Origin of the sequence: Rhodococcus sp. NPDC060090 (assembly GCF_042729855.1) — a bacterium.
GTDB lineage: Bacteria > Actinomycetota > Actinomycetes > Mycobacteriales > Mycobacteriaceae > Rhodococcus.
In genome coordinates this window covers 8,912-27,870 of record NZ_JBHWXB010000020.1, presented here as the reverse complement: position 1 = coordinate 27,870, position 18,959 = coordinate 8,912, and the positions used below count along the sequence as shown (strand labels likewise).

At 65.4% G+C, this 18,959-nt stretch carries 19 protein-coding genes and 1 riboswitch; of the genes, 10 read left to right on the top strand and 9 right to left on the bottom strand.

All coding sequences use genetic code 11. The annotated features are described in order from the left end of the window. Nucleotides 1–173 precede the first annotated feature (173 nt). On the bottom strand, nt 174–746 hold the full coding sequence (locus ACFWCF_RS22890) for a C40 family peptidase (protein WP_378566585.1): 573 nt from the start codon (nt 744–746) through the stop codon (nt 174–176). A gap of 15 nt (nt 747–761) precedes the next feature. Then, nucleotides 762–925, bottom strand: a riboswitch (cyclic di-AMP (ydaO/yuaA leader). Nucleotides 926–1,377: 452 nt separating this feature from the next. Between ACFWCF_RS22890 and ACFWCF_RS22885 the strand changes: the two genes are divergently transcribed. Together ACFWCF_RS22885 and ACFWCF_RS22880 are read left to right on the top strand one after the other, a co-directional pair. Further along, entirely contained in the window at nt 1,378–3,135 is a 1,758-nt protein-coding gene (locus tag ACFWCF_RS22885) for a DEDD exonuclease domain-containing protein (RefSeq protein ID WP_378566439.1), read from the top strand. 51 nt (nt 3,136–3,186) lie between these two features. Then, nucleotides 3,187–3,462, top strand: a complete 276-nt coding sequence (locus tag ACFWCF_RS22880; RefSeq protein WP_378492575.1) for an Lrp/AsnC family transcriptional regulator — start codon at nt 3,187–3,189, stop codon at nt 3,460–3,462. A gap of 91 nt (nt 3,463–3,553) precedes the next feature. On the opposite strand, the gene trpD is transcribed toward ACFWCF_RS22880, so the two are convergent. Together trpD and ACFWCF_RS22870 are read right to left on the bottom strand one after the other, a co-directional pair. Next, on the bottom strand, nt 3,554–4,630 hold the full coding sequence (trpD, locus tag ACFWCF_RS22875) for an anthranilate phosphoribosyltransferase (protein ID WP_378566436.1): 1,077 nt from the start codon (nt 4,628–4,630) through the stop codon (nt 3,554–3,556). A gap of 99 nt (nt 4,631–4,729) precedes the next feature. Further along, nucleotides 4,730–5,194: a hypothetical protein gene (locus ACFWCF_RS22870; protein ID WP_378566433.1), complete on the bottom strand. Its 465-nt coding sequence runs from the start codon at nt 5,192–5,194 to the stop codon at nt 4,730–4,732. Between the two features lie 138 nt (nt 5,195–5,332). Between ACFWCF_RS22870 and ACFWCF_RS22865 the strand changes: the two genes are divergently transcribed. The 4 genes from ACFWCF_RS22865 (at nt 5,333) to ACFWCF_RS22850 (ending at nt 9,703) form a co-directional block, all read left to right on the top strand. After that, complete coding sequence (locus ACFWCF_RS22865) at nt 5,333–5,947, top strand: heme-copper oxidase subunit III (RefSeq protein ID WP_378492572.1); 615 nt, start codon at nt 5,333–5,335, stop codon at nt 5,945–5,947. Nucleotides 5,948–6,051: 104 nt separating this feature from the next. Continuing rightward, on the top strand, nt 6,052–6,888 hold the full coding sequence (locus ACFWCF_RS22860; RefSeq protein WP_378492596.1) for a c-type cytochrome: 837 nt from the start codon (nt 6,052–6,054) through the stop codon (nt 6,886–6,888). Further along, nucleotides 6,885–8,012, top strand: a complete 1,128-nt coding sequence (locus ACFWCF_RS22855; RefSeq protein ID WP_378492571.1) for a ubiquinol-cytochrome c reductase iron-sulfur subunit — start codon at nt 6,885–6,887, stop codon at nt 8,010–8,012. The genes ACFWCF_RS22860 and ACFWCF_RS22855 overlap by 4 nt, the downstream gene beginning before the upstream one ends. Then, nucleotides 8,009–9,703, top strand: coding sequence for a cytochrome bc complex cytochrome b subunit (locus ACFWCF_RS22850; protein WP_378566430.1), 1,695 nt, complete (start codon nt 8,009–8,011; stop codon nt 9,701–9,703). Before ACFWCF_RS22855 ends, ACFWCF_RS22850 begins: the two co-directional genes overlap by 4 nt. A 68-nt stretch (nt 9,704–9,771) precedes the next feature. Here the strand turns inward: ACFWCF_RS22850 and ACFWCF_RS22845 are convergent, their stop codons facing one another. From ACFWCF_RS22845 to ACFWCF_RS22835, 3 genes are all read right to left on the bottom strand, one after another. Then, a complete protein-coding gene (locus tag ACFWCF_RS22845; protein WP_378566427.1) occupies nt 9,772–9,975 on the bottom strand; it encodes a hypothetical protein in 204 nt (67 codons plus the stop codon). A gap of 439 nt (nt 9,976–10,414) precedes the next feature. Then, nucleotides 10,415–10,831, bottom strand: a complete 417-nt coding sequence (locus tag ACFWCF_RS22840; protein WP_378493104.1) for a cytochrome c oxidase subunit 4 — start codon at nt 10,829–10,831, stop codon at nt 10,415–10,417. A gap of 30 nt (nt 10,832–10,861) precedes the next feature. Further along, entirely contained in the window at nt 10,862–11,917 is a 1,056-nt protein-coding gene (locus ACFWCF_RS22835) for a cytochrome c oxidase subunit II (RefSeq protein ID WP_378566424.1), read from the bottom strand. A 311-nt stretch (nt 11,918–12,228) separates the two neighbouring features. Here ACFWCF_RS22835 and asnB point away from each other — a divergent pair, with 311 nt between their 5' ends. After that, the gene (gene asnB, locus ACFWCF_RS22830; RefSeq protein WP_378566582.1) at nt 12,229–14,154 is read left to right on the top strand and encodes an asparagine synthase (glutamine-hydrolyzing); all 1,926 of its coding nucleotides are present in this window, start codon (nt 12,229–12,231) and stop codon (nt 14,152–14,154) included. An 88-nt stretch (nt 14,155–14,242) separates the two neighbouring features. Here the strand turns inward: asnB and ACFWCF_RS22825 are convergent, their stop codons facing one another. Together ACFWCF_RS22825 and ACFWCF_RS22820 are read right to left on the bottom strand one after the other, a co-directional pair. Further along, on the bottom strand, nt 14,243–15,211 hold the full coding sequence (locus tag ACFWCF_RS22825) for a carbohydrate kinase family protein (RefSeq protein ID WP_378566421.1): 969 nt from the start codon (nt 15,209–15,211) through the stop codon (nt 14,243–14,245). Nucleotides 15,212–15,356: 145 nt separating this feature from the next. Continuing rightward, nucleotides 15,357–15,707: a HesB/IscA family protein gene (locus tag ACFWCF_RS22820; protein ID WP_378493100.1), complete on the bottom strand. Its 351-nt coding sequence runs from the start codon at nt 15,705–15,707 to the stop codon at nt 15,357–15,359. A 155-nt stretch (nt 15,708–15,862) separates the two neighbouring features. Here ACFWCF_RS22820 and ACFWCF_RS22815 point away from each other — a divergent pair, with 155 nt between their 5' ends. Beyond that, nucleotides 15,863–16,540, top strand: a complete 678-nt coding sequence (locus ACFWCF_RS22815; RefSeq protein WP_378566418.1) for a DUF3043 domain-containing protein — start codon at nt 15,863–15,865, stop codon at nt 16,538–16,540. Nucleotides 16,541–16,558: 18 nt separating this feature from the next. Here ACFWCF_RS22815 and ACFWCF_RS22810 read toward each other — a convergent pair whose 3' ends face one another. After that, on the bottom strand, nt 16,559–16,792 hold the full coding sequence (locus ACFWCF_RS22810) for a hypothetical protein (protein ID WP_378566415.1): 234 nt from the start codon (nt 16,790–16,792) through the stop codon (nt 16,559–16,561). Between the two features lie 193 nt (nt 16,793–16,985). On the opposite strand from ACFWCF_RS22810, the gene cobT reads away from it, so the two are divergent. Together cobT and ACFWCF_RS22800 are read left to right on the top strand one after the other, a co-directional pair. Further along, nucleotides 16,986–18,056 (top strand): nicotinate-nucleotide--dimethylbenzimidazole phosphoribosyltransferase, encoded by a 1,071-nt coding sequence (gene cobT, locus ACFWCF_RS22805; RefSeq protein ID WP_378566579.1) that lies wholly within the window; start codon nt 16,986–16,988, stop codon nt 18,054–18,056. Continuing rightward, on the top strand, nt 18,056–18,817 hold the full coding sequence (locus tag ACFWCF_RS22800; protein WP_378566412.1) for an adenosylcobinamide-GDP ribazoletransferase: 762 nt from the start codon (nt 18,056–18,058) through the stop codon (nt 18,815–18,817). The genes cobT and ACFWCF_RS22800 overlap by 1 nt, the downstream gene beginning before the upstream one ends. The last annotated feature ends 142 nt before the right edge of the window (nt 18,818–18,959 follow it).

The window sequence follows — 18,959 nt, the reverse complement described above, 5'->3', positions numbered from 1 at the left end:
TTCCTTTCGCAAAGATCTCGATCAGGTTACGGAACCGCATAGCTTCGTGTCTACCCGCGGGTAGCGCTCGACTGTTCGTTAACGGCAGTTCCACCGTCACCTGCTCGGTCCCGCAATGACGTGAGGGTGGACCGGTGCGTCACCGATCCACCCTCACGGACACTGCTCGTCGATCAGAAGCGGCGGGCGCCATCCACGGGCATCGAGTCGAGCGGAGCGACCTTCACCGGCTGGCTCGAGGTCGAGGCATGCACGATGTTGCCGTTGCCGATGTAGATGCCGGTGTGGCTGCCCCCGTAGAAGGAGACGACATCACCGGGCTGCAGCGCACCGACCGGCACGGACTGGCCGGCAGAAGCCTGCTGATAGCTGGTGCGAGGAACGCTCAGACCCACCTGCTGGTACGCCCACTGCACGAGACCGGAGCAGTCGAACGCGCTCGGTCCGGTTGCACCGTAGACGTACGGGGACCCGACCTTGCTGAGCGCGGCGTCGGCGGCGCGCTGGCCGACCGAGCTGAACGGCGCAGTGAAGGGCGCAGCGGGAGCGGCTTCCGGGGCCGGCGGGATGAGGTTGGTGACCTCCGGCGGCAGGGTCACGCCGGCGGGAAGGTCGAAGGTGCCGACACCGGGGATGGTGACGGGCTCTGCCATCGCCGGACCGGCGGTGACGGTAATTGCACCGAGCGCGAGAGCTCCGGCGACGAGTGCGCGACGCACGGTGCGCTTGTTGTTCTGCGAGACCACGAGGGGTTGTTCTCCAATTCTTCCGTTCACCCGCCGACCGAGTTAGCTGACGGATTCGGGCCGGAAGATCAGCCCTACCCCTCTCCGCGAGTGCGGTGGAGGGGATTCACCCCAGTAACGCGTGTGGGTCCCCGGTTCGGACGCCCGGTGACGAGCGGCCGATTAGGCGGTTACCGAGCGGCTCCGACCCTCGGGAGTGGGCCGGACCAACAATTCCGCTTGGTCTCAGGAAGGTTACGAAACTGCATCGCCGAGACCAACCCGAACACGCGCAGAATGCGACTTAAGTCCGTTTTAGGTACTTTGGGATCAGCTCCGCCATGATTTGATAACAGGCCGATAACGGCACTGAGGGCAGGTACCCCGAAGTACTCGTCCCAAACTTCGAGAGCGTGCACCGCCCATTGCACACCGCTGTAACCCACCCCAGTTCACGGTGGCGATTCGGTTCCCTCCACGCCGTCGGCGCAGCGACCCGAACGCACCACGGAACTGCCCCTCCCGCGCCCGGGAGCCATCCCGCCCGACACCTCCCGAGGTCCGACGATCAGGCCTTGTGTGATCCTCGTCTCAGCGAGGGCGGAAAGTCCGGATCGGCGGTGTGTCGGAGGCCGTTCCTACGCTCATGCGCATGACGTCGTCCCCTATCGGTTCCGACACCGGCCACGGTGTTCAGCTCAGCTTCGACGAACTGGATGCTCCCCTACGCGACACCACCTTCGTCGTGGTCGATCTCGAGACCACGGGGGGACGCTCCGGCGACGACGCCATCACCGAGATCGGTGCGGTCAAGGTGCGCAGCGGTGAGGTACTCGGCGAGTTCGCGACACTCGTCGACCCGGGCCGGTCGATACCACCCGAGATCGTCCGCCTCACCGGCATCACCACCGCCATGGTCTATCAGGCCCCTCGTATCGAGGAGGTCCTCCCCGCATTCCTCGAATTCGCGGCCGGCTCGGTTCTCGTCGCGCACAACGCGGGGTTCGACACCGGTTTCCTCCGCGCGGCAGCAGTCCGGTGCGACGTGGCGTGGCCCCGATTCCCCGTCGTCTGCACCGTCAAACTGGCGCGGCGAGTTCTCGGCCGCGACGAGGCGCCGTCGGTGAAGCTCTCTGCGCTCGCCGAGTTGTTCAGCGTGTCGACGCAGCCCACACACCGCGCACTCGACGACGCACGTGCGACCGTCGACGTCCTCCACGCGCTCATCGAGCGGGTCGGCAACCAGGGGGTCCACAGCCTCACCGAATTGCGCGACTACATCCCCGCCGTCACAGCCGAACAACGCGCCAAACGCACCCTGGCCGCACACCTGCCGCACCGCCCCGGCGTGTACCTGTTCCGGGGCCCGTCGGACGAGGCGCTCTACATCGGCACGGCCGTGGATCTGCGTCGCCGCGTCCGCAACTACTTCACAGGTTCGGAGACCCGACCGCGGCTCCGCGAGATGGTCGCGCTGACCACCCGCATCGACCACGTCGAATGCGCCCACGGGCTCGAGGCCGGTGTCCGCGAACTACGGCTGATCGCCGCCCACACTCCCCCGTACAACCGTCGTTCGAAATACCCCACTCGCGGATGGTGGATCACACTCACCGACGAGCCGTTCCCGCGTGCGGCGCTCTCACGGACGGCTTCCACCGACGCACTCGGCCCCTTCTCCACCCGGAGCGCAGCCGCCGAGGTCGCCGCCACCCTCGCCGAGTTCTGTGGGCTGCGCACGTGTACCCGCCGGATCGGCCGCTCCGGGTGCCACGGTGACCGTTGCCTGCCCGATACGGTCGGAGCCTGTTCGGCAGCGTCCTTCGGCCCGCAGAGCCCCGACGAGTACTCCGTTCAAGTGCGGAAGGCACGCGACCTACTCCACGGCTACGACTCCTCGGTGCTGACACGGGCGCAGGAGCGTATCGACGAGCTGGCAGGCAAGGAGCTGTTCGAGAATGCGGCCCGACTACGCGATCGCACCGCCGACGCAGTCCGTGCTCTACGGCGGACGCAGCGACTCGCGGCACTCGCCGCCATCGACGAACTGGTCGCGGCGCGTCCTCGCGCGCAAGGAGGCTGGGAGTTCGCCGTGGTGCGTGCCGGCAGGCTCGCATCGGCCGGGGTCGCAGAGCGAGGTATTCGTCCCATGCCGGTCGTCGACGCGATCACGGCGGGCGCGGAAACGGTACTGCCCGGACCCGGCCCACTGCGCGGTGCACCCCAGGAAGAGATAGGACTGATCACACGGTGGCTGGACTCCGAAGGAGTGCGCATCGTCCGGACCTCCCACGGGTGGTCCGAACCCGTCGCCGGTGCGGGCCGCTTGAGTGGCTGGGCCGACCTTGCCCGCGAGGCACGCGATGCGTCCAGGGCGGTCCCGGAACCGGATGGCCACCCCATAAGCTGATCGTCACCGGAGGAAGACCTGCGTCACCGGAGTTACAGACAAGGAGTCCCCATGATCAATGCCATCGTTCTGATCGATGCCGACGCCCACCGCATCCCGGAGACCGCCCGAGCGGTGGCCGACCTCGCCGGGGTCGACACGGTGTATTCGTGCGCCGGGGACGTCGATCTCGTGGCGGTTGTGCGTGTCCGCGACCACGAGCAGATCGCCGAGGTGGTCACGCGGGGCATCAACAAGGTCGACGGGGTGAGCAAGACCGTCACACACATCGCGTTCCAATCGTATTCGAGCGACGACATCGAGGCAGGCTTCTCCATCGGGAGCTGACCACCCACGAATACGTACACACGACTACATGCGACTCAGGTGGTGCCCGCCCGATTCGGATGGGCACCACCTGTAGGTCACTGCCGCAGGGTCAGCGCTGAACTTCGGCACCGAGCCGCGTCGTCACGGCAGCCCACTTCTCGAGTACCTTCGCAGCACCACCGCTGTCGATTGCGGTCGCAGCCACCTCGAGTCCGGCGGCGAGTGCATCCTCGAGTCCATCGTCGACACCCCGGAACGCGGCGATCGCCCCCGCGGCATTCAGAAGCACTGCATCACGGACCGGTCCGGTTTCGCCGGCGAGGCACGCCCGTGCGATCACCGCATTCTCGGCGGCGTCACCGCCTCGGAGCGCTTCGAGCGGGACCCGCGCGATCCCCAGCCTGGTGGGGTCGAGCGCCTGTACCTCGACCGAACCTCCGCGGACGAGGTACACGGTCGATGTCGTCGACGTGGTCAATTCGTCGAGACCGTCGTCGCCACGAACGACCAACGCCGAGTTGCCGCGCTGCGCGAGGACACCCGCAATGGTCGGAACCAACGACTCGAAGGCGCACCCGATCAGCCCGGCGCGGGGACGCGCGGGGTTGGTGAGCGGACCGAGCACGTTGAACACTGTCGGAATACCGATCTGCTTGCGCGGGGCAGCAGCGAAGCGCAGTGCCGGGTGATACACCGGTGCGAAGCAGAATCCGATGCCTGCTTCCTCGAGCGAGCGTGCAACCTGCTCCGGTCCGAGGTCGATGTGCACCCCGAGTTCCTCGAGCACGTCGGCACCGCCGCTCTTCGAGGAGGCGGCACGGTTGCCGTGCTTGGCCACCCGGATGCCCGCTGCCGCCACCACCAACGACGCCATCGTGGAGATGTTCACCGTGTTGGCGCGGTCGCCGCCGGTTCCGACGATGTCGACGGTGTCGTCGTCGACCGGCACGAGGTTTGCGTAGCCGAGCATCGTGTCGGCGAGGGCCCGCAACTCCTCGGGCGTTTCGCCCTTCATCTTCAGCGCGACGCCGAACGCCGCGATCTGAGCAGGGGTCGCGTTGTCGGAGAAGATCTCGTCCATGGCCCAGACGGCCTCGGGTCGGGTCAGATCACGACCTGCGGTCAGAGATCCGAGTACTGCGGGCCAGCTGGCAACCACCTCATCCGCCGCCTGCCTCGCGTTCATCGCACCCACCCTTCGCCACATCCGACTCACTGTCGGGGCACTGTTGTGCCCTCCGCCGGGAAAGCTTAGCCAGGCGTCGTCGTGCGACTGCAGGCCGCGTCACTGCGCCTGGAGTGCATCCCAACCGAGGGCGTTCCCACCGAGACGTTGCGCGAGCGAGGCCATCCGCGACTTCTCCTGGGCGCAGTGCATCGCGTCGAGTGTCTGGACACGCTGCAGGATCAGCGAGACCCGGCTCTCTCCGTCTGCGGCAGCAGACCCCGAAGGTTCTGATGCAGGAGTCTGCGGCGCAGCGACGGTGTATCCGTCCTGCCCGGCCAGTGCGAGAGCCTCCTCTACCCCCGCCGCGGGCAGCTCCAGATGGTGTCGTAGGACCGCATCGTCGGATTCGATCCATCGCGGTGTGCTCTGCGCACCGCGGTCGAGCGCGGTGGAGCATGCCTCCGCGTCGTCGAACGATTCGACGACGATCACGAGATCCGGCCGGGTGGCGTCGAGAGGCTCGGGTGCTCGCCGCGTCAGGAAACCGCGAATTCTTCCCAACAGCCCCGATTGTTCACTCATCCCGCCACCCTCACATCCGCCACATCTGGGTCGCCTCGTGGCCGGGAACTCGGCATTTACCTCCCCGGAGGCTGTAAAGACGCGCCGATTTCGGCCCCGATTGCCCATCACTTACTACGACGGGTCATACTAGCCAGCGTGACGAGCGCAGTAGGGACTTCAGGATCTGCAATCACACAGCGCGTGCACTCGTTGAACCGGCCCAACCTGGTCAGCGTCGGCACCATCGTGTGGTTGTCCAGTGAGCTCATGTTTTTCGCAGGGCTCTTCGCCATGTATTTCGTGGCACGGGCACAGGCGCCCGAGGGTATGTGGCCTCCGCCGCCCACCCATTTGAACCTGTGGGTAGCGGTACCGATCACCTCGGTGCTGATCGCGTCCTCCTTCACCTGCCAGCTGGGTGTATTCGCTGCCGAACGCGGCGACGTCTTCGGTCTGCGACGGTGGTACCTCATCACCCTCGGCATGGGCACTTTCTTCGTGCTCGGTCAGGGTTACGAGTACATCGTCCTGGTCCAGGACGGCACCACTATCGCGAGCAGCGTGTACGGCTCGGTGTTCTTCATCACCACAGGCTTCCACGGCCTGCACGTGATCGGTGGACTCATCGCATTCGTGTTCCTTCTGTTCCGTACCAAGGTCAGTAAGTTCACTCCCGCGCAGGCCACCGCCGCCATCGTCGTGTCGTACTACTGGCACTTCGTCGACATCGTGTGGATCGCACTGTTTGCCACGATCTATTTCATCCGTTAGCCAGCTGAACGCTTAGGCAGCCCCCTGACGTCCAGTCAGTCCCGACTTACATATAAGGGATACAGATGAGTTCATCCCCACCTCTCGCACCCGAGGGTGACGACATGCCCGGTCGATCCTCGGCAGCCACTGCTGCCACGTCCCGCCGTCAGCGCAAGCTCAGGCGCCGCGTCACCGGCACCCTGGTGCTCGCCCTCGGCCTCCTGAGCGCAGGCTTCCTTGCTTCAGCGCTGACACCTGATCCGCAGGTGGCCACTGCGCAGGACGACCAGAGCGCGCTGATCCGTGAGGGACAGCAGCTCTACGAGACCTCCTGCATCACCTGCCACGGTGTCAACCTGCAGGGCATCGAGGACCGCGGCCCCACGCTGATCGGCGTGGGCGAGGCAGCGGTCTACTTCCAGGTGTCCTCCGGTCGTATGCCTGCCGCACGCAACGAGGCCCAGGCCGTGCGTAAGGACCCGAAGTTCAACGCCGCTCAGACCGATGCCCTCGGCGCATACATCCAGGCCAACGGTGGTGGACCGACGGTCATCCGCGACGAGAACGGGGAGATCGCCCAGTCCTCGCTTCGCGGAAACGACATCGGACGCGGTAGTGAACTGTTCCGTCAGAACTGCGCTTCGTGCCACAACTTCACCGGCCGTGGTGGAGCACTTTCGTCCGGCAAGTTCGCCCCCAATCTCGATCCGGCCAACGAGCAGCAGATCTACACCGCCATGCTCACCGGGCCGCAGAACATGCCGAAGTTCTCCGATCGTCAGCTGACGCTCGAGGAGAAGCAAGACATCATCGCGTACATCAAGTCTGCCAGCGAGACACAGGATCCGGGAGGATACGGTCTCGGAGGCTTCGGGCCCGGCGCTGAAGGTCCCACGATGTTCGCTGTCGGCATCGTCGCAGTTGTCGGCGCTGCACTGTGGATCGGAGCAAGGTCATGAGTAGCGGCGACATGCCGAACAAGCACTCGATCGAGAATCTCGATCAGATGAGCCGCGACGATCTCGTCGAGCTCGGCACGAACCTCGACGGCGTCGATGTCGTGTTCCGCAAGGATCGGTGGCCCGTCGAGGGCACCCGCGCCGAGAAGCGCGCGGAGCGCAACGTAGCTGCCTGGTTCACCCTCGCCGGCCTCGCAGGTATTGCGTTCATCGCCGTCTACCTGTTCTGGCCGTGGGAATACCAGAGCATCGACGACCCGCAGTACGGGTGGTACAACCTCTACACCCCGCTACTCGGTCTGACCTTGGGTCTGTCGATCCTCGGCATCGGTGTCGGCGCAGTCCAGTTCACCAAGAAGTTCATCCCCGAAGAGGTGTCGATCCAGGATCGTCACGACGGCCCGTCGTCCGAGGTCGATCGCAAGACGATCGTCGCGGAACTGTCCGACTCGCTGCAGACCTCGACGCTCCCCCGTCGCAAGCTCATCAAGCGGACCGCCATCTTCGGTGGTGGCGCATTGGGTGTCGGACTGATCATGCCGCTCGGCGGACTGATCAAGAACCCGTGGGCCGAGGGCGACGACTCGCCGCTCTGGGGATCTGGCTGGACTCCCCGTTACCCGGGCGAAACCATCTACCTGCGCCGCGACACCGGCCGGCCGCAGGACATCGTTCTGGTGCGCCCCGAGGACCTCGACGCAGGCGGCATGGAGACGGTCTTCCCGTTCCGTGAAGCCGACCGCGGCGACGACCACGCACTGCTCGACAGCCTTCGCGGCATCCGCAACTCCGTCATGCTCATTCGACTGCGGACCGACGACGCCGAGCGTGCCATCAAGCGCAAGGGTCAGGAGAGCTTCAACTACGGCGACTACTTCGCCTTCTCGAAGATCTGCACCCACCTCGGCTGCCCGACCTCGTTGTACGAACAGCAGACCAACCGGATTCTCTGCCCGTGCCACCAGTCGCAGTTCGATGCACTCGAGTACGGCAAGCCGATCTTCGGTCCCGCTGCTCGCGCTCTTCCGCAGCTGCCTATTACAGTGAATGAAGAGGGCTTCCTCGTCGCCAACGGCGACTTCAACGAAGCTCTCGGCCCGGCATTTTGGGAGCGTCGCCCGTGAGTACTGCAACTCAATCACACGCTGCAAAAGCAGGCGAGAACCTCGACTCGCGGTATCACCTTTCTGCCGGCATCCGCCGTCAGATCAACAAGGTGTTCCCCACCCACTGGTCGTTCCTGCTGGGCGAAGTCGCCCTGTACACATTCATCATCCTGTTGATCTCCGGTGTCTTCCTGACGCTGTTCTTCGACCCGTCGCTGGCCCACGTCACCTACGACGGCGTCTACACACCGCTCCGCGGTGTCGGCATGTCCCGCGCGTACGAAACGACACTGAACATCTCCTTCGAGGTGCGCGGCGGTCTGTTCGTCCGGCAGATCCATCACTGGGCAGCGTTGATGTTCGCGGCGTCGATCATCGTCCACCTGCTTCGCATCTTCTTCACCGGCGCGTTCCGTCGCCCACGTGAAGCGAACTGGGTCATCGGCTCACTGCTGCTCATCCTTGCGATGTTCGAGGGCTTCTTCGGTTACTCGCTCCCCGACGACCTGCTCTCCGGTACCGGCCTCCGCGCCGCGTTCTCCGGCATCACGCTGTCGGTTCCGGTCGTCGGTACCTGGCTGCACTGGATGATCTTCGGCGGAGATTTCCCCGGCGAACTGATCATCCCGCGCTTCTACGTCCTACACGTGCTGCTCGTCCCGGGCATCATCCTGGCTCTGATCGCCGCGCACCTCGCGTTGGTCTGGTACCAGAAGCACACGCAGTTCCCCGGCCCCGGCCGCACCGAGCAGAACGTGGTGGGTGTGCGCATCCTCCCCGTGTTCGCAGTCAAGTCCGGCGCGTTCTTCGCGATGACCTTCGCGGTGCTGGCTCTGATGTCCGGCCTGTTGCAGATCAACCCGGTGTGGAACATCGGCCCGTACAACCCATCGCAGGTGTCGGCAGGGTCGCAGCCCGACTTCTACATGATGTGGACCGACGGTCTGGCTCGTATCTGGCCGGCATGGGAGCTGTACCTGTTCGACCGGTACACGATCCCTCAGCCGTTCTGGATCGCACTGCTCATGGGCTTGGTATTCACCGTGCTGATCCTCTACCCGTGGATCGAGAAGAAGTTCAGCAAGGACGACGCACACCACAACCTGCTGCAGCGTCCGCGTGACGTTCCGGTGCGCACCGGTCTCGGTGCAATGGCGCTCGCGTTCTACACCGTTGCCACGCTCATGTGCATCAACGACCTGATCGCGTACAAGTTCGATATCTCCATCAACGCGACGACGTGGATGGGTCGTATCGGACTGGTCATTCTGCCTCCGCTCGCGTACTACATCGCCTACCGGTTCTGCCTGGGTCTGCAGCGCAGCGACCGTCAGGTGCTCGAGCACGGCATCGAGACGGGCATCGTCCGTCGCCTGCCGCACGGTGAGTACATCGAGATCCACCAGCCGCTCGGCCCGGTGGACGACCACGGACACCCGCTTCCGCTCGACTACCAGGGCGCTACGGTGCCCAAGCGGATGAACCGCCTGGGCAGCGCTGGTAAGCCCGGTGCCGGTAGCTGGTGGAGCGCGGATCCGGCCGGCGAGTCGGCTGCACTCGAAGCCGCTCATCACGAGAGCGAGGCCGAGCTGCGTACGATCCTGAAGGAATACCAGGACCGTATCTACAGCGACGCCGATGGAGACGAATCCAAGGCGCTGTCCGACAAGGACGTGACCGACAAGGACGGCAACAACGAAGCGCACTGACGCTTCCTGCTCGACCTCAGAGGGCCCCGAACCGACCGGTTCGGGGCCCTCTGCCCGTTTCCGGACCCTCACCCCACGCGGACGCCCATGCCGGCGAGGAACTCGCGGGCACGACCCAGTCGGCGGTCGGTGGAGAAGACATGCCACTGTTCGGCGTTGCCCTCCTGGTCGACGAGGTCTCGGAACCGGTGGAATGCGCCCTTGCCCTCGATCGCGCGCTCCAGTTGCTCCCGCAACGCCTCATCATGCTGCCGCTCGGCGCACGCCTGCATGTCGCGCCAGCATTGCCTGCCGCGATAGCTCGGCGAAGCTCAGACAGGTCGAGGACGGGTACCTGCTCCTGTGCGGGCCACGCGTGCAACAGCATCGGATGCGGCCGACTCGGTCTCCGCGGCGCCCGGCGCTGCCCGTCATTGTCGGCCGACCGGCGCCCGTACTGAGCCGGGATACTGCCCCAGCCCCAGTAGGGCAAGGGAGCATCGGGCCGGATAACCAGGACCTCCGCGGGGTCGATCTTCTCCTGCCCGACCACGCACCGGTGCGTCCAATCGTCACCGAGGTCGAAGGTGAACTGGAATTCCGATCCGAGGCCGAGGAGCCGAGCGACCCTTGCCGATTCGATGTCCACCGGGTCGGTGAGGGGCCCACCGATCGACTCGGCCGTGGCCACAGCTCCTCGCCGCGCCCGCCGTCGTGAGCTTCAGAGAGCGATCAGTGCTTCTCGGGGCCGAGGTGGTACTCGAACACCAGTCCCGCAGCTGCAGAGATGACCAGCACGGTTGCGATCACGATCATCCAGCCCTGGAAGAAGGCCAGTGAAATGGCGGCGAACGCAGCCGCGCCTGCCAGCAGGATCGGCCAGTAGCTACCGGCACTGAAGAAGCCCAGGTCGCCTGCACCATCGCTGATCTCTGCGTCCTCGAAGTCCTCGGGTCGCGTATCGAGACGTCGAGCGACGAACCGGAAATAGGTTCCGATGATGAGCGTCAGCCCAGCAGACAATGCGAGCGCGGTGAGACCTGCCCACTCGATGCCCTTGTCCGACAGCCCCGTGAAGACGCCGTAGACGATGGCGACGAGTACGAAGAACACCGTGACGAGTTCGAAGATCTTGGCTTCGAGGTTCATTTCAGCACTTGTCCTTGTCGATGAGAGGTGTCACTCGCCCGCAGCGACGCTCGCCGAGCGGTCTGTGCGGTCGGTCTTGAACGGGTGGGTCGTGATCGCGAGCGGATCCTCACCGATCGCTTCGAGTGCCTGGGCGTTGGTCAGACCCTCGCCACCGTCCTCGACGGGCTTACGCAGTTCGATGTACTCCGTGAACTTCTCCGGAGTCACAGCGCGCACTTCGAAGTTCATCATCGCGTGGTATGTACCGCACATCTCGGCGCAGCGACCGACGAATGCACCTTCGCGCTCGATCTCGGAGATCTGGAACACCGGATCGGAGTTGTTGTTCAGCGGGTTCGGGTTCACGTCGCGCTTGAACAGGAACTCGGGGACCCAGAACGCGTGGATGACATCGGACGATGCGAGATTGAACTCGATCCGATTACCGGTCGGCAGCACCAGGACAGGAATCTCCTCGGTGGTACCGACGGTCTCGATCTTGTCGTAGTTCAGGTAGGACAGATCCGATACCCCAGCACCGTGGATGGGACCCGGTTCTGCATGCTCGCCGGCGGTCGCGGGGTCGAACGGCTCGGACGCCGTGGCATCCTCCGCTTCCTGATCGACACCGTCGTAGACGTTGCCACCCATGTCGACCGTGCGGTAGCCGAACTTCCAGTTCCACTGGAACCCGGTGACGTCGACGACGACGTTCGGGTTGTCTTCCTTCACCAGCACGTAGTTCTGGACCACGACCGTGAAGTAGAAGAGGACGCAGACCGCCACGAAGGGCGCTGCGGTGTAGAGCAGTTCGAGCGGGACGTTGTACGCCGTCTGTCGAGGGAACTCTGGAGAGTTCTTCTTCTTACGATGGAAGAGAATCGTCCAGAACATCAGGCCCCACATGAGGACGCCCATGGCGAGGGCGGCGACAACCGACCACGTCCACAACTCGCGCATACGCTCGGCCTGGGGAGTAATACCCTCCGGCCAGCCGAAACGAAGAACTTCTTCGCTCGAGCACCCCGTCAACACCAAGGCTGCAATGCCGAGTGATGCTGCGAGCCCGAACCGCCGAAGGATCCGACCTTGCGCCACGTTCACGCCTTCCTGATCGCCGCAATTTCGTTAGGGCACACCCGAAGGGCTGACCCAATTACTACGCAGCGTAGACCAAAGGCGACCACTATCCATCCTCGGGGCACGAAGATCGTGTCGCGTCGGATGGCTCGGCCGGATGCAGTCGTCGATGACGACGTGTTTTGCGCGATGCCGATGAAGAACTCGATCGGCCATCTGCGGCATACTCCACAGTGACCAACGTCGGATCCCGGCTCAGAGTTCCCGCATCCATGCGCGCTGTGAACGTGAAGGGGACCGACTCACCCCCGATTGGAATCGAGGTACCGAACTCCGTGTGCGGACTGCTCGGGTTTCTGACCAACGAAGGCACCAGCGACGACGCCGTCTCGCGCGTCGGCAACGCACTGCATTGCCTGCGCCACCGCGGACCGGACGAACACGGTACCTGGCACGACGCCGACCTCGTCCTCGGCTTCAACCGTCTGTCGATCATCGATATCGCCCATTCGCATCAACCGTTGCGTTGGGGACCGCCGGAACAGCCCGACCGGTACGCGCTGACGTTCAACGGTGAGATCTACAACTACCTCGAACTGCGCAAGGAACTGGCCGACGAGCACGGCGCCGAGTTCGCAACCGAGGGCGACAGCGAAACGATCGTCGCGGCGTTCCACTACTGGGGTGCCGACGCAGTGCGCCGGTTGCGGGGCATGTTCGGGTTCGCGATCTGGGACACGGAGACACGCGAACTCTTCCTCGCCCGCGACCCGTTCGGCATCAAGCCGCTGTTCCTCGCAACGGGCTCGTCCGGTACCGCGTTCGGCAGCGAGAAGAAGAGCCTGCTCGAACTCGCCGACGTGATCGGCATCGACACCGAACTCGACGAGCGTGCGATCGAGCACTACACGGTGCTGCAGTACGTGCCGGAGCCCGAGACTCTGCACCGCAGCATCACGCGCCTCGAGTCCGGCTCCTATGCCCGTGTCCGACCGGGTTCCGCGCCGGAGACGACGCGCTACTTCACCCCGACCTTCCCGGTGCGCCCATTCGCGGCGGGACGCGAGAAGGATCGCTACCGCGAGATCGCCGAGGCGCTCGAGGACTCGGTCGCCAAGCACATGCGCGCCGACGTGACTGTCGGTTCGTTCCTGTCCGGTGGGATCGACTCGACTGCGATTGCTGCCCTTGCCAAGCGACACAACCCGAACCTGATCACCTTCACCGCGGGTTTCGAGCGCGAGGGCTACTCGGAGGTGGACGTCGCGGCGGAATCCGCGGAGGCAATCGGGGCACGGCACATCGTGCGGGTCGTCTCCCCCGCCGAGTTCGCCGCGGCGATCCCCGAGATCGTCTGGTATCTGGACGACCCCGTCGCGGACCCCGCCCTGGTGCCGTTGTGGTTCATCGCGCGGGAAGCCCGCAAGCACGTGAAGGTGGTGCTCTCGGGCGAGGGCGCCGACGAGCTGTTCGGCGGCTACACCATCTACCGCGAGCCGCTGTCCCTGAAGCCGTTCGAGTATCTGCCGTCGCCGTTGCGTCGCGCCGTGGGGAAGCTGTCCGACCGCATCCCCGAGGGCACCCGCGGAAAGAGTCTGCTCAACCGTGGTTCGATGCCCCTCGAAGAGCGGTACTACGGCAACGCGCGTAGCTTCAACGACGCCCAGCTGCGCTCGGTGCTGCGTGAGTTCCGTCCGGAATGGACGCACCAGGACGTGACTGCTCCGATCTACGCCCAGTCCACCGGATGGGACCCGGTCGCGCGGATGCAGCACCTGGATCTGTTCACATGGCTGCGCGGCGACATCCTCGTCAAGGCCGACAAGGTGACGATGGCGAACTCGCTGGAACTGCGGGTTCCGTTCCTCGACTCCGAGGTGTTCCGGGTGGCTTCACAGGTGCCGTTGGATCAGAAGATCACCAAACAGACGACGAAGTACGCGCTGCGGCAGGCTCTCGAAGGCATCGTCCCACCGCACGTGCTGCACCGGGCGAAGCTCGGCTTCCCGGTTCCGATGCGCCACTGGCTTGCAGGCACGGAGCTGTTCGACTGGGCTCACGAGGTGATCACCGAGTCCCAGACCGATCACATCCTGAACAAGGCCGCGATCACGAAGATGCTGCACGCTCATCGCGAAGGCCCCATCGATCACAGCCGCCGACTGTGGACGCTGCTCGTCTTCATGATCTGGCACGGAATCTTCGTGGAGAAGCGCATCGTGCCGCAGATCCAGGAACCGACCTATCCGGTCGAGCTCTAGGTCGAGGACGTTCCCGACGACGATGGCGTCCCTCCTCGCGGAGGGACGCCATCGTGTTGTTCATCGGTTCATTCGAGGAGACACTCCGTCAGAGGATCGCGGCGATCTCGTCGGCCGCTGTGGAGCCGTACGCATCGGCGAGTCGCTTCAGCGCGTCGGCCCGGTCGAAGACCCATTCCTGGGTACCGGTGGTTTCGAGGACGTGGACGGCGACGAGCGACCCGAGCTGTGCCGCGCGCTCGACACCGAGTCCTGCGCGGTGGCCGAGGAGGAAGCCTGCACGGAACGCGTCACCGACACCGGTGGGGTCGACCTTGGCGCGCTCGGGCACCACGCCGACCTGGATCCAGTTGTCGTCGGCATCGACGATCCGGGCCCCGTCACCGCCGAGGGTGGTGACGCGCATTCCGACCTTGGCGCGGATCTCGTCGTCCGTCAGCCCGGTCTTCTGCTTGAGCAGGCCCCACTCGTATTCGTTCGTGAACAGGTACTCGGCGCCGTCGATGAGCGCCTCTGCCTGCCGGCCGTCGAGCCGTGCGAGCTGCTGCGACGGGTCGGCGACGAACGGAATGCCGAGCTGGCGGCACTCCTCGGTGTGGCGGATCATCGCGTCGGGGTCGTTTGCACCGATCAGGACGAGGTCGACACCGTGCTTCTCGACGACATCGGCGAGGGAGATCTCGCGGGCTTCGGACATCGCACCCGGGTAGAACGAGGCGATCTGCGCCATGTCCTCGTCGGTGGTGCACACGAATCGGGCCGTGTGTGCCGTCGTCGAGGTGTGGACGGCATCACAGTTGACGCCGTGCTGCTCGAGCCAGCCACGGTACTCGGCGAAATCGGCGCCGACGGCTCCCACCAGCACCGGCGCACCACCGAGGACACCCATGGCGAAGGCAATGTTGCCGCCCACGCCACCGCGCCGGACGACAAGGTCGTCGACGAGGAAGCTCAGCGAGATGTGCGCGAGCTGATCTGCGAGCAACTGCTCCGCGAATCGTCCGGGGAAGCGCATGAGGTGGTCGGTGGCGATGGAGCCGGTTACGGCGATGGTCACGTGGAGAGGCCTTTCCGCGGAAACAAGTTTCGGGGCGACGACAATCGATACGGCGCATCGATCGACGGCCGCAGCGGTCCCACGGTACCCGGCAGATACGTCAGGGCCCCGGCACGGTTACGTCCCGGGGCCCTGACGGACGAACTCAGTTGAACGAATCGCCGCAAGCGCAGGAACCGGTGGCCTGCGGATTGTCGATCGTGAAGCCCTGCTTCTCGATCGTGTCGACGAAGTCGATGGACGCACCCTCGACGTAGGGAGCACTCATCCGATCGACGGCGAGGCTGACGCCCTGGAAGTCGACGGTGAGGTCGCCGTCGAGGGATCGGTCGTCGAAGAACAACTGGTAACGGAGGCCGGCGCAACCGCCGGGCTGCACAGCGATGCGCAGCGCGAGATCGTCGCGACCCTCCTGGTCGAGAAGAGCCTTCGCCTTCGCGGAGGCAGCCTCGGTCATGATGACGCCGTGGGTGGCGGTCTCTTGCTGGACAGTCATGGGCGCTCCCTGTCGTTCGAATTCAACCCGGATGAGTCAACGGTACCGCGCGGGAATCTATTCCTCATACATGAGTTGCTCACATTCATCGCATGTCGGGTCCACTCCGGTGGGCGGTTTTCCGGTTCTCCCCAGTATCCATATAGCCTGGAAGAGTGAAGTTGCTACGCCGCGGTGGTTCCGACGACTCCGACAAGCCGGCAATGTCCGTGCCCGAGGCTCTCGCCGAGGAAGGCACGGCGCGGGCTGCGTCCCCCTCGAAGGTCACCGAGGGCAAGGGACGCCCGACACCCAAACGACGCGATGCCGAGGGCAAGCGTCGTGGCCCGGTGGCGCCGGCTCCGCTCACCGCCAAGGAGGCGCGTGCGCGCCGGAAGGCCGCACGCAAGTCCAAATCGAAGGACGAGCGCAAGGCCGACTCCGCGCAGCGGCGTGCCGATGCGTCCGAGCGACGCAACCGCATGCTTGCCGGCGAGGAGAAGTTCCTCCTCCCCCGCGACCGTGGTCCTGTGCGCGCCTACGTGCGCGACATCGTCGACAGCCGACGCAATCTCGTCGGCCTGTTCATGCCTCTTGCGCTGGTGCTCATCATGACCATGTTCCTCGGACCGGTCATCCAGCAGTACGTCACCCTCGCGATGTTCGTGATGATGCTGCTGATGGTGATCGAAGGTATCTACCTCGGTCGGATGGTCAACAAGAAGGCTCGAGCACGGTTCCCGGATTCCACCGACGGCGGTTTCGGCCTCGGCTGGTATGCGTTCGTGCGCGCATCGCAGATCCGCAAGTTGCGGGCGCCGCTTCCCCGGGTCAAACCGGGCGACGCTATCTGACCGGCTTCACCCGGAATCTCAGTTGTGCGGTGCGCCGCCCGGCTGCAACACGACAGGCAACGATTCGGCCGCGGTCTCGGCGTCATCCGACGCGCAAGTCCGCGGCCGTGTCGCATCCGCAGGGCGGAAGTAGTTGTACCGCAGTGGCGCTCGACGCATCCAGCGGGGAGCCGTGAAATGCACCCGACGAGCGATTTCGAGGCCGACGGCGAATACCGCCAGGACGACCGCAACAAGGACGAGTTCCGACATGGGTTCGATTCTTCGCACCGGAACCGTCCACTGACAGTGGCAGAAAAGACAGATTGCCTCGATTTTCTGCCACCCTCCCGGTTGATAGCGTCTAGCCGGTGAAGACCCACGCGAGAGGTGCCCTGTGAGCAGCGATCCCACGCCCGTTCCGGACAGAACAGCAGTACCGGACAAGACCGCAGATCCTGCCGACATCGACTTTCCTGCCATCGACGCGCCGAATCGGGAGGTCTACCTGCTGGCAGAAGCACGGCAGCGAGATCTCACCAAGCCGGCGGGGTCGCTGGGGCGGCTAGAGGAGTTCGGCTGTTGGGCGTCGTCGTGCCAGGGCGAGGTCCCGCCCCACCCGTTCCGGCAGCCGCGAGTGGTCGTGTTCGCGGGCGACCACGGTGTCGCACGCACCGGTGTTTCGGCGTATCCGCCTGAGGTGACGGCGCAGATGGTCGCGAATCTGGTCGCAGGCGGCGCTGCGGTGAACGTGCTGGCAGCCAATTGCGGGGCACAGGTCCGCGTGGTGGACATAGCAGTGGACTGCGACACCGAACCCGAGGTGTCCGCCTACAAGATCCGCCGGTCGAGCGGCTGCATCGACCGCGAGGATGCGCTGACCCACGAAGAAACCCTGCGCGCGATCGCCGCGGGCCGCGCGATCGCCGACCGCGAGGTCGACGAGGGCGCGGATCTGTTGATCGCCGGCGACATGGGCATCGGCAACACCACTCCGGCAACCGTTCTGATCGCAACCCTGACCTCGACCGAACCGGTCGCAGCGGTGGGGCGCGGCACCGGTATCGACGATGCCGGGTGGATGCGCAAGGTGTCGGCCATCCGCGATGCGATGCGGCGGGCACGCCCGTTCGTGAAGAATCCGGTCGCGCTGCTGCGGACCGCCGGTGGCGCTGATCTCGCCGCGATGGCCGGGTATCTCGCACAGGCGGCGGTGCGGCGCACACCCGTGGTGCTCGACGGAGTGGTCGTTACCGCGGCGGCGATGCTCGCAGAAGAACTCGCGCCCGGTGCGCGCCGCTGGTGGGTTGCGGGACACCGGTCGTCGGAACCCGCGCACAGTGTCGCCCTTCGTCATCTCAGGCTCGAACCGATCGTCGAGTTCGACATGCGACTCGGCGAAGGGTCGGGTGCTGTCACCGCGGTGCCTATCCTTCAGGGTGCTGTCTCCATCCTCGCGAACATGGCGACATTCGCCGAAGCCGGTGTGACGACCCGTGACGCAGCCGACTCCCCCGCCGGCCCCTCCGACAGCTGATGCGGCGTGTGCAGGGCGGTGTCGCGTTGGCGCTGTCGTGGCTGACGGTCGTACCTGTTCGCGGTCCACAGGAGATCGATCGGACTGTGGCGGGTCATGCGATCAGCTCCGCGCCGGTCGCCGGGCTCGTACTCGGAGGTGCAGCGACGGCAGTCGCTTGGGGGAGCTCCGCTGCCGGGGCGAGCGCCGCGATCATCGGATTCGTGTGTGTCGGCTTCCTTGCCCTCGCGACGCGCGGCATGCATATCGACGGTCTGGCCGACACCGCGGACGGTCTGGGCTGCTACGGCCCTCCCGAGCGTGCCCGGGAGGTGATGAAATCCGGGAGCGCCGGCCCGTTCGGGGCGGCCGCATTGATCGTCGTACTCGGTCTGCAGGCCGTGTCGTTCGGTGCACTCGCCGACGCCGGTTCGTGGGCGGCGATCGGATTTGCAGTCGCCTTCGGCCGGGTGGCGGTCGTGCCGGCGTGCAGACGAGGGCTCCGTGCCGCCGAGAGCAGCGGATTCGGAGCACTCGTCGCCGGCTCGCAAGGGCCGGTGACGATCGGCGTGTGGAGCCTCGTCGCGATGGCCGCCGCAGCCGTGTGCGTTCCAGGCCCCCTGTGGCTCGGTCCGGTCGCGGTGGCCGTGGCGCTGGCGCTGTCGTGGTGGTTCGTGAAGCACTGCGTCACCCGGTTCGGTGGCCTGGGCGGGGACGTACTCGGTGCGACGGCCGAAGGCTGTGTGACCCTGCTCGCCGTCGTTGCCGCCTGCGTCGTCTGACATTCGGGGCCGTCCGACATTCCGGCTGGAAGTGGGGGGGGGCGGCAAAGAAGGGCACCCCCCCAGCAAAGGACCGAAACAAGGGGGCGGGGGGGGGATACACCCCAGCGGGGGGGGGGACGGGCCCCCCAGAAAAACCGGA